Raw genomic sequence first — 10,337 nt, 5'->3', positions numbered from 1 at the left:
CTATATTGAGTGATTTTGCTTCCTAAGCCCCATTGCAATTGTCCTCGGTGCCTTACTTTTCGTTTCCAGCAGCTTGTTGGGTAAAAAAGCAAACACCAATGCCGAGTCGGATGGATCTGACTGACACCTACGCCTATACAACACCATGACCGAACTTCCCGACAACATCCTTCACCTGCCGCAATACCAAGTACTGGGCTGCAAATCAACCGACGACGAAATGCACTTCCAGGTGGACGTGCCCGATCCCATCGCCTGCGAGGAATGCGGCGTGCAGGGTGAGTTCGTACGGTTCGGCAAGCGTGACGTTCCCTATCGTGATCTGCCCATCCACGGCAAGCGGGTCACTCTCTGGGTGGTCCGCCGCCGATACACCTGCCGGGCCTGCAAGACAACATTCAGGCCCCAGCTACCGGAGATGGTGGACGGATTCCGTATGACACTGCGGCTGCATGAGTACGTGGAGAAGGAATCCTTCAACCACCCCTACACCTTTGTGGCGGCACAGACCGGCCTGGACGAGAAGACGGTGCGCGACATCTTCAACGCCCGCGCCGAGTTCCTGGGGCGCTGGCACCGCTTCGAGACGCCCCGCATCCTGGGCATTGACGAGCTATACCTGAACAAGCGCTACCGCTGCATTCTGACCAACATTGAGGAGCGAACCCTGCTCGACCTGCTGGCCACCCGCCGCCAGGACGTGGTGACCAACTACCTGATGAAGCTGAAAGACCGGCAGAAGGTCGAGATCGTCAGCATGGACATGTGGAACCCCTACCGGGCAGCGGTCAAGGCTGTACTGCCCCAGGCCCGTATCGTGGTCGATAAGTTCCATGTGGTGCGCATGGCCAACGATGCCCTAGAGAGAGTGCGCAAGGGCCTCAGAAAGGAGCTGAAACCGTCCCAGAGCCGGACTCTCAAGGGAGACCGGAAAATCCTGCTGAAACGCGCTCACGAAGTCTCAGACCGGGAGCGCCTCATCATGGAGACCTGGACAGGCGCGTTCCCGCAACTGCTGGCCGCCTACGAGCACAAGGAGCGCTTCTACGGCATCTGGGACGCCACCACACGGCTCCAGGCAGAAGCCGCCCTGGACGAGTGGATAGCCACCATCCCGAAGGGCCAAAAGGAAGTCTGGAGCGATCTGGTCAGGGCAGTGGGAAACTGGCGTGAAGAGACCATGACCTACTTCGAGATGGACATGCCCGTCACCAACGCTTACACGGAGTCCATCAACCGACTGGCCAAGGACAAGAACCGTGAAGGGCGCGGTTACTCCTTCGAGGTGATGCGGGCACGAATGCTCTACACCACGAAGCACAAGAAGAAGGCACCGACTGCGAAGGTCTCTCCTTTCTACAAGAAAACCATCGGTTACGGACTGCCGGACTTCGCAGAGGAACTCAACTACGGAGTCGATCTATCAACCATCTGAGGGTGGTATCAGATTGATGGGGTGAAGGTGCCCCATCAACCATTAAATCCGTATACCCCATATATCCATCGATTCCAATTATCTACCACCCATTCCCGGCTGATACCTGACGCGCCAGCCAGCTCGGCTTCTTGCGGCAGTTTCACCAAAACCAATCCCGCCTTATGGCCGGTGGCAACCAGCAAACCAAACCTTCTGTCGCCATCTGGCAGCTCCACCAACATCAAATCAACATATTCCTCATGCGGATATGCGCCAGGCAGGCGAAGAACCATTCCACGCTTCAAGTTGCCGTGATAATCAAGCAGTTTTTTCATGATTGAGCCTTATGCCAGTGCTGGGCGTTTCTGAAATATAGGCTACCTGAAATGATTGGCAACAGTTTTCAGGTAGCCTTTAAACCCTGATTCGGCAGACGGGTTAAGGATTCAATATTCTTGCAATTAGCGCCTTATCCTTGCCCGCCATATTCGGAATCTGCACTTGAATGCCGTTGCCGGGGGCCACTTCCGCCGCTTCGCCCCTGCGTTTCATGGCTTGTAGCACGATGGTTTGGTTGCCCTGCGGGTGGATGATTTCCAGCGTGTCGCCCACGGCGAAGCGGTTTTTCACTTCCACGGTGGCCCAGCCTTCGGCGTCGATTTCGGTAACGTGGCCGACGTATTGGCTCTGTTTGGCTACGGAATGGCCGGTGAGGTAGTTTTGGTAGTCTTGCGTTTGGTGGCGCTCGAGGAAGCCGGAGGTGTAGCCGCGGTTGGCGAGGCCTTCGAGTTCGGCCAGCAGGCTGTAGTCGAAGGGGCGGCCGGCTACGGCGTCGTCGATGGCTTTGCGGTAGGCCTGGGCCACGCGGGCGACGTAGTACACGGATTTGGTGCGGCCTTCCACTTTGAGGCTGTCCACACCGATGCGGGCGAGCTCGGCCACTTGCTCTACGGCGCGCAAGTCTTTGGAATTCATGATGTAGGTGCCGTGTTCGTCTTCCATAATCGGCATCATTTCGCCGGGGCGGTTGCTCTCTTCGATGAGGAAGATTTTATTGGCGGCGGGGGGGCGCACTTGGCCGTTGATGCCTTCGAAGGCGGCGTTGGCTTCTTCTTGGGCTTTGTTGAAATCAAAGCCTTGCAGCAGGCGGGCGTCGCCCATTTCGTCGATTTCGGCGGGGTGGACTTTATAGTCCCAGCGGCAGGAGTTGGTGCAGGTGCCTTGGTTGGGGTCGCGGTGGTTGAAGTAGCCGGAGAGCAGGCAGCGGCCGGAGTAGGCGATGCAGAGTGCGCCGTGTACGAATACTTCGAGCTCGACATTGGGGCATTCTCGGCGGATTTCGGCGATTTCTTCCATGCTCAATTCGCGCGACAAGATGATGCGTTCCACGCCGATTTTCTGCCAGAATTTCACGCCCCAGTAGTTGGTGGTGTTGGCCTGCACGGAGAGGTGGATGGGCATATCTGGCCAGCGTTCGCGGGTAACCATAATCAAGCCGGGGTCGGCCATAATCAGCGCGTCTGGCTTCATGGCAACCAGCGGCTCCATATCGGCCACAAAGGTTTTGAGCTTGCTGTTGTGCGGCAGGGTGTTGACGGTGAGATAGAACTTTTTACCGCGTGCGTGGGCTTCGGTAATGCCGGCCTGCAATACGTCGAGCTTGGCGAATTCGTTGTTGCGGGCACGCAGGGAATAGCGCGGGCTGCCGGCATACACGGCATCGGCGCCGTAATCGAAGGCGGTACGCATACGCTCGGGTCCGCCGGCGGGGAGAAGGAGTTCGGGAGATTTCATGGCGTGATTCAAATGGGATAAGGGGGTAATCGGAATAGAAGCGGTTTGCTTTCAGGTAGCCTTTAAGTTATTCGGAGATGCTTTAAACGATTTTCAGGTAGCCCCTTAAGCAGGCTACCTGAAAACGAAGTTTCTGCGAAGCTAAAACTTTGGCTTCCACAGGAAGCTAAACATCGGCTTCCACAGAAGCGGCAGTAAAACGGATTATAGCGCAAAACGGCGGCTAACCGGCTTCGGCGGTGTCGTGTTTGGGCGCGGGCTCCCAAATCTGCGAGGTGAAGAGTTGCGCATCGTGCACATAGGGGTTGTTTTGATCCCACACATAGCCAGCAAACACGGCGCTTAGCATACGGTCGGTTTCCGGCGTGCGCTGGCCGCTGAAAATCATGTCTTGCAGCGTGCCGGAATACCAAGCCTCCACATAGTGCCGGAACACGTTTACGCCAGACATCAGCGGGCGGGCGAATTCGTTTTGCCAGTTCACCTGCTGGCCGTTCAGTTGGCGAGCCACCAAATCGGCGGCGAGCTTGGCCGAGTGGGTGGCGATGGTAACGCCGGAGGAGAATACCGGATCGAGGAATTCGGCGGCATTGCCCAATAGGGCGAAGTGGCGGCCGTAGAGCGATTTTACGCTGGCGGAATAGCCAGGCAGGTAGATGAAGGGGAAGTCGTTATCCCATTGTGCGTTTTTCAAAATGCGGCGTAGGAACGGCACTTCCAGGGCAAATTTTTTCAGGATAACGGCAGAGCTTTCCTGCCCGAGTTTTTCAGGTAGCCCCACCACGCCGATTGAAGCGCGGCCGTTGGAGAAGGGAATCAGCCACAGCCAAATATCGCGGTGTTCGGGGTGGACGCACACTAGGTTTTTATTGCGGTCGAAGGACTGATCGGTGATGTGGTCTTCGATATGGGTAAAGTGCACGTGGCGTACAGGCAGGTCGGAAGGAATGTCCCAGCTGAGCATGCGCGGTAACACGCGGTGGTAGCCGCTGGCATCCAGCACGAAACGCGCGCCCAGCACATAAGGATCGCCGCCTTCCTGCTGCACCACCAGTTTGGCGAAATCGCCATGGTTGTCGAAGGCTTTCACCGTGGAGCCGAACTGTACGGTTACGCCTTGCTTGATGGCTTCGTCGATCAGGATTTTATCGAAACGGGCACGCTCTACATTGAATGCGGTGGATGGGCCGGAGGAGAATTTATCGGTGAATTTGAAGCTGGTGTTGCGTTCGCCCCAGGAGAAAGCGAAGCCGTTTTTATATTGAAAGCCGAATCCGGCCTGCACGGCAGGTAGGAAGCCGGCCTCATGCAGCAACTCTATGCAATGCGGCAGTAGGCTCTCGCCGATAACGAAACGCGGAAAATGCTGCTTTTCCACCACACAAACATTGAATCCCCGCTTGTTCAATAAAGCAGCCGCCACTGCCCCAGAGGGGCCGGCGCCGATGATAACGACGTCGTAATGCTGAATCATGTTTTCCCTTTAATTATTGGTTTCTGCTCAGCTGCAATTGGTTGGTTGTAAGTAGTGGCAAGATTATTTGTTTTCAGCCAATCAGCCATTGCCTTCCATTACATGGCAGCATGGGCTTGAATGGTTTGAAAACTATTTATGATTATTAATAATTGGACAAAAATTGTCCAAAACCAACCGCCGTGGGCAACACGGCACGACCTTTGCCTGTTTGAGCAGTGTTGCCCGGTAAGCAATAGGCCTATAGGCTACCTGAAAGCAATTACTCTGCCAAGCTATATTTATTTTTAAATTAGCGGATTAACTTTATTCCTGCCACAGCGTATGTTGGCATTAATGTGCTTTCGAGTCTTGTTAGCGGTTTACAGCCCGGCATCGGCAGCAAATTTGTCCGCTAACGCCCGCAGACAGCTTGCTGGACAGGACGTACAATAATGCCCATTATCCATGGCTACTTGAAACACCAAGGACTCCACCATGCAGAATTTCCACGTTGCACAACTGCCGCTGCCGCCGCAGGGCACCCACCTTGTCGAGGCTTCCGCCGGCACGGGCAAAACCTACAGCATTGCCGCGCTGTTCACCCGCCTGGTGGTGCTCGAAGGCTGGGCGCCGGAAAACATACTGGTGGTTACCTTCACCGAAGCCGCCACCGCCGAGCTGAAAAACCGCCTGCGCGCCCGGCTGGGCGAAGTTTTGGCTGCCCTGCAGAGCGGGGAGACGCCGGCCGATGAGTTTCTACAACACCTGCTGGCCGAAGCCTTGGCCAAACAAGAGCGCAGCAAACTCATCCTGCAGCTGCAGGCCGCCCTGTCCGGCTTCGATACCGCCGCTATCTACACCATCCACGGCTTCTGCCTGCGCGTGCTGGGCGACTACGCCTTCTTGTGCGGCGTGCCCTTCGAGCTGGAAACCGGCCCCGTCGACACCGCCGCCCGCCTGGTGGCCGCACAGGATTTCTGGCGCGAACACGTGGCCGACCACCCGCAAAACGCGCGCATCGCCGCCCGCTTCGGCATCACCCCCGCCTCCGTGCTAGCCGAATTTTCAGGTAGCCTCAAACGCGCCTTTTTGGACTACAGGCTACCTGAAAACCGCCTGACGCAAATACAGAAAGGCCTCCATGCCGCTTGGCAGAAGCTGCAACGGAATGTGGAGGAAATCGAAGCCGTGTACCGCCGCATCAAGCCGCAGCTTCACGGCGGCACATTCAATGCCTCCATCGACACCCTGTTTACCGAGCTCCGGCAAGCCGCACAAGAAGGTTTGGAACAACCCGTGCTTTCCAAGCCGGACAGGCTGCTGTGTTTTGAAGAAAACGCCCTGCGCAACAGAATCCGGAAAAACCAGCATATTGAAGAAGCCGACATCGCCGCACTGCAACCCTTGGCCGTGTTTGGCCGCCGCCTGGCCGAAATCGACGATGCCGAGCAGGAAGCCGCCATCCGCCTCAAGCTCGAATGTTTAGGCCACCTGAAAACCCGTTTGGCCGAAGACAAACGCCGCAGCTCGCGCCGCGACTATGATGATTTGCTGCTCGACGTGCATGCTGCCCTGTCCAACCCCGAACATCCCGAGCAAGCCGAAGCGCTTGCCCAAGCCCTGGCTGCCAAATGGCGCGTGGCGCTCATCGACGAATTCCAAGACACCGACCCGCTGCAATACGCCATTTTCCACACCGCCTTTATCCGCCAAGGCGTGCCTGTATTTTTGGTGGGCGACCCCAAACAGGCCATCTACGGCTTTCGCGGTGCCGACATCCATGCCTACCTCGCCGCTGCCGCCGATACCGCCCCCGAGCAAAGCTATACCCTGCACACCAACTACCGCAGCCACCGCGATTTGGTAAACGGCATCGGCCATCTGTTTGCCGCCCGCAGCCGCCCTTTCGTGCTGCCGCAGATTGCCTACCCCGCCGTGCAGGCCGCCCGCGCCGAGAGCCTGCTCAGCCCTGCGCCCGAAGCCGCCGTGGCCGTGCGCTGGATCAATCCATCTGCCGAAGATGGCAAACTGCCGAATAAAGATTTCTTGCGCGAACTTTCTGCTAACTATTGTGCCCGCGAAATTGCTGCAAGATTAAACCAAGCTTTTTCAGGTAGTCTCATGATTGAGGGTAAAGATAGTAAAAAAAACAAACCGTTACATCCCGGCCAAATTGCTGTGTTGGTACGTAAACACGAAGAAGGAGAAATGGTCGCGCGCGCGCTCAAACGTCGGGGCGTGCGCAGCGTATTGCTACAACAGCAATCGGTGTTCGACACGCCCGAAGCCGAAGCCCTGCACGCCCTGTTGCTGTTTTGGCTGGCCCCGCAGCAAACCGAATACCTGCGTTTCGTGCTTGGTGGCATTTTCTATGGCTACACCGCGCAAGACCTGGCCGAATTGAACGGCAACGAAAACCGCCTGGCCGAGTGGATAACCCTGGCCGAAACCGCCGCTGAAGCCTGGCAGCAGCACGGCATCTACACCGCGCTCACCCGCTTTGCCCGCCAAAGCGGCCTCGAGCAGCATCTTCTGCACACCCGCAACGAACGCAGTTTCACCAACTTCTGGCAGCTGGCCGAAATCTTGGCGCTGGCCGCTGCTGAATGTGCCAGCCCAGTCGCATTGGCGCAATGGTTGGAAATGCGGCTGAAAAGTAGCAAGAAAAACAAGAAAAGCAAAGAAAATAAAAATGATAGGGAGGATAAGGGAAATAAAGAATACCAGCTGCGGCTGGAAAGCGATGAAGACTTGGTGAAAATCGTTACCATGCACGCCGCCAAAGGGCTGGAGTACCCGCTGGTGTTTTGTCCTTTCGTGTGGGATACCAGCGACAAATTGGTGCAAGATTGGAACATCATCAGCCAAAGCAACGGCCGCAACCTGTTGTTGGCGAAAGCCCAGCTGGACGAAGAAGACGAGCGGCAGCTGTTTGCAGAAGACCTCGGCGAACGCCTGCGCCTGCTGTATGTCGCGCTCACCCGCGCCCGCGAGCAGCTCGTGCTCTACGCCGCCCCCTGCAGCAACACCCCGGAAAACACCTTCGCCTATCTCTTGGCCGAAATAGGCGAAGATGACTGCCAAGCCATCCGTGATGATTGGCGCGGCCTGAAAGGCCAAGCCCTGACCGAAGCCCTGCGACAGGCTTGGCTTAAGCGCATCCAAAGTGCCGCGCCCGGCCAGTTGCAATGGTTGGAAGGCGAGCCGCCCGAAGCCAATTACCGCGCCCGCAACGAACAGCAGGGCAGTTACCGCGCCCTTGTGCTGCCCGAGCGGCCGCTGCAATTTATCCGCCACACTAGCTTTACCGGCCTGAGCCGCCAAACCCTGACCGCCGAAGAGTGGCTACCTGAAAACCTGTTGGCCGATGAAAACCCCGCTGCCGAAACAGAGAGGCTACCTGAAAACGAGCGCAGCGAGTTTCTGCGAAGCAAAAATGTAAGCGACGAGTTGCGGGCCAACGGCCAAAATGTAGTTCAGCCAAACGGGCAGGGCAACTTGTGGTTAAATGAGGCCGAAACTGCCTTACTAGCTTTCCCTGCTGGTACCCAGCCCGGTATCTGCCTGCACAGCATTTTGGAACAAACCGATTTTGTCCACCTCGCTGCCGAACAAGCGGCATCCTATGCCGATATCTTGGACAAACACGGCTTCGAGGCTGAAGCATGGTTACCGGCGGTGTTGGAAATGGTAGAGGCCGTGCGCCGTGTGCCGTTGGCAGAGAATATGCAGTTGGCCGATATTCCCGCCGATAGCCGCGTGGCGGAAATGGGCTTCGTGCTGCACCTGCACGATTTCGGTTTGAAACGTCTGCGCCGCTGGTTTGCCCGCTCCGACATCGGGCTACCTGAAAACGCCGCCGCCCACCTGCCGCAGCTGGATTTCCACGCTGTAACTGGTTTCCTCAACGGCTTCATCGACCTGATTGCCGCAGGCAAAAACGGCAGGGTATGCGTTATCGACTATAAATCCAATCACTTGGGCAGCCGTTTGGCCGATTACGGCCGAGCCGCCATGAGCGCGGCGGTGAGCGAACACCATTATTACCTGCAAGCGCTGATTTACGCCGTAGCCACCGCACGCTACCTGAAACAACGCCGAGCCCTGCCCGAATACATCCATGTGCGTTACCTGTTTGTGCGCGGCTTAAATCCGCATGGCCAGGAGGGCTTGTGGTGCTGGGACATCCCCGTTTCCGCTCTGCAGGAATGGCTTGAATAGCTGCAGTCGTGCCGGCAGGACAAGGAGTGGCAGAAAAATCAGCATAAATAACAATCCTTAGCCAAGTTTTCCAGAATGGATATTGACTATTTGGCAAATCTGCCTATAATATGCCCCTTTCGTAAGTACGGCGCAGCCGGAAAACACCCAAGCGGGAATAGCTCAGTTGGTAGAGCGCAACCTTGCCAAGGTTGAGGTCGCGAGTTCGAGACTCGTTTCCCGCTCCAAGTTTCAATCATCCGAATCCCAAGCGGGAATAGCTCAGTTGGTAGAGCGCAACCTTGCCAAGGTTGAGGTCGCGAGTTCGAGACTCGTTTCCCGCTCCACTATCCACTTATTGATTCGGGTGCTACGCGGGAATAGCTCAGTTGGTAGAGCGCAACCTTGCCAAGGTTGAGGTCGCGAGTTCGAGACTCGTTTCCCGCTCCAAGTTTTAGCAATTTGGCCGATACAGTCGGCCAAAAGCTAATTTGGCGGGATAGCAAAGTGGTTATGCAGCGGCCTGCAAAGCCGTGTACGCCGGTTCGATTCCGACTCCCGCCTCCAAAATACCAAAGTGAATGTAAGCCGCAGGCAGCAAATAGCCATCGCGGTATTGGTTAGATCAACCATACATCAATCAGCACGGCGGGGTGGCAGAGTGTTTATGCTGCGTGGGGTGCAACCCTCGCATAGGCCGGTTAAAATCCGCGCCCCCGCCTCCAATCATCCAGGCTGACAAACCACAGCCCGGCCCGAGTGGTGGAATTGGTAGACACAACGGACTTAAAATCCGTCGCTCCTTAATACGAGCGTACCGGTTCGATTCCGGTCTCGGGCACCACAAACCGCTTTATAGCGGTTCTTTTTTGTCTCCAGACATCTTCAAAAACACACAGAACAGTTTAAAATCAATTAACTGTCTGATTTTAGTCTTACTTACCTTATCTTCGGAAATATTCTGCCGTCTTCCTCAAAACTCAATCAAAGCACCAACACTGTTTGGCAATAGGTCGGGTATTCCATACATATTCTATCGGTATTACTGTGAGATAGCTGGAAATAAATAATCAAATAAATTCAATTTGTTGTAATGGTTTGTGCAGCATCCATCTAGAATCCTGAAAGTAGGATATGGATTTCTCAGGTAGTTATTTATCTCTGATGATTAAAGGCTACCTGAAACTTTTCAGGTAGCCTTTAATCAATCTTGTCTAAACAAGGGTGCGCATGGAGTCCATGCCGTCAGCTGGCAAGCCTTGCTGCTGTTCAGCCCCAATGCGGTATTTCCTGATACACATAACTACTTACATTACTGCCAGCGCGGCTAGGCATTTTTCGCGCTGGCCGTTTTGCGGGGGAATGGTTTGGCCGGGCAGGATTAAGGTGTAGCGCTGGCCACGGCCGTGGGCTTCGAGCACGCGGTAGCACAGGAGGCCGGCGAGGCGGTCGGCGCTGGTGCCGGCGGGG

General features: G+C 56.0%; 5 protein-coding genes, 6 tRNA genes and 1 pseudogene. 9 read left to right on the top strand and 3 right to left on the bottom strand.

What is annotated here, in order from left to right:
• Positions 1-22 precede the first annotated feature (22 nt).
• Both HMPREF2541_RS11730 and HMPREF2541_RS10880 read left to right on the top strand, forming a co-directional pair.
• Positions 23-124, top strand: a pseudogene (locus HMPREF2541_RS11730) (signal peptidase II); the annotation flags it as partial.
• Positions 125-145: 21 nt separating this feature from the next.
• The gene (locus tag HMPREF2541_RS10880) at positions 146-1,435 is read left to right on the top strand and encodes an ISL3-like element ISPpu12 family transposase (protein WP_049331821.1); all 1,290 of its coding nucleotides are present in this window, start codon (positions 146-148) and stop codon (positions 1,433-1,435) included.
• A 35-nt stretch (positions 1,436-1,470) separates the two neighbouring features.
• Here the strand turns inward: HMPREF2541_RS10880 and imm45 are convergent, their stop codons facing one another.
• From imm45 to HMPREF2541_RS10865, 3 genes are all read right to left on the bottom strand, one after another.
• Positions 1,471-1,752, bottom strand: coding sequence for an Imm45 family immunity protein (gene imm45 / locus HMPREF2541_RS10875; RefSeq protein ID WP_003821908.1), 282 nt, complete (start codon positions 1,750-1,752; stop codon positions 1,471-1,473).
• Positions 1,753-1,855: 103 nt separating this feature from the next.
• Positions 1,856-3,211 carry a prephenate-dependent tRNA uridine(34) hydroxylase TrhP gene (gene yegQ / locus HMPREF2541_RS10870; RefSeq protein ID WP_070543560.1) on the bottom strand — a complete coding sequence of 452 codons (1,356 nt, stop codon included), beginning with the start codon at positions 3,209-3,211 and terminating at the stop codon, positions 1,856-1,858.
• A gap of 223 nt (positions 3,212-3,434) precedes the next feature.
• Complete coding sequence (locus tag HMPREF2541_RS10865; RefSeq protein ID WP_003821904.1) at positions 3,435-4,685, bottom strand: NAD(P)/FAD-dependent oxidoreductase; 1,251 nt, start codon at positions 4,683-4,685, stop codon at positions 3,435-3,437.
• 477 nt (positions 4,686-5,162) lie between these two features.
• On the opposite strand from HMPREF2541_RS10865, the gene recB reads away from it, so the two are divergent.
• From recB to HMPREF2541_RS10835, 7 genes are all read left to right on the top strand, one after another.
• Positions 5,163-8,888 carry an exodeoxyribonuclease V subunit beta gene (gene recB / locus HMPREF2541_RS10860; RefSeq protein WP_070543558.1) on the top strand — a complete coding sequence of 1,242 codons (3,726 nt, stop codon included), beginning with the start codon at positions 5,163-5,165 and terminating at the stop codon, positions 8,886-8,888.
• A 151-nt stretch (positions 8,889-9,039) separates the two neighbouring features.
• Positions 9,040-9,115: transfer RNA gene (locus HMPREF2541_RS10855), tRNA-Gly, on the top strand.
• A gap of 23 nt (positions 9,116-9,138) precedes the next feature.
• Positions 9,139-9,214, top strand: a tRNA-Gly gene (locus HMPREF2541_RS10850).
• Between the two features lie 27 nt (positions 9,215-9,241).
• Positions 9,242-9,317, top strand: a tRNA-Gly gene (locus HMPREF2541_RS10845).
• A gap of 43 nt (positions 9,318-9,360) precedes the next feature.
• A tRNA-Cys gene (locus HMPREF2541_RS10840) sits at positions 9,361-9,434 on the top strand.
• Between the two features lie 80 nt (positions 9,435-9,514).
• Positions 9,515-9,592 (top strand) — tRNA-Cys (locus tag HMPREF2541_RS12270).
• Positions 9,593-9,620: 28 nt separating this feature from the next.
• Positions 9,621-9,711 (top strand) — tRNA-Leu (locus HMPREF2541_RS10835).
• Positions 9,712-10,337: the final 626 nt, after the last annotated feature.

The organism is Eikenella sp. HMSC061C02, from assembly GCF_001809035.1.
GTDB classification, from domain to species: Bacteria; Pseudomonadota; Gammaproteobacteria; order Burkholderiales; family Neisseriaceae; genus Eikenella; species Eikenella corrodens.
The sequence above is the reverse complement of the archived record's forward strand: the minus strand, read 5'-3'. Positions and strand labels throughout refer to the sequence as shown.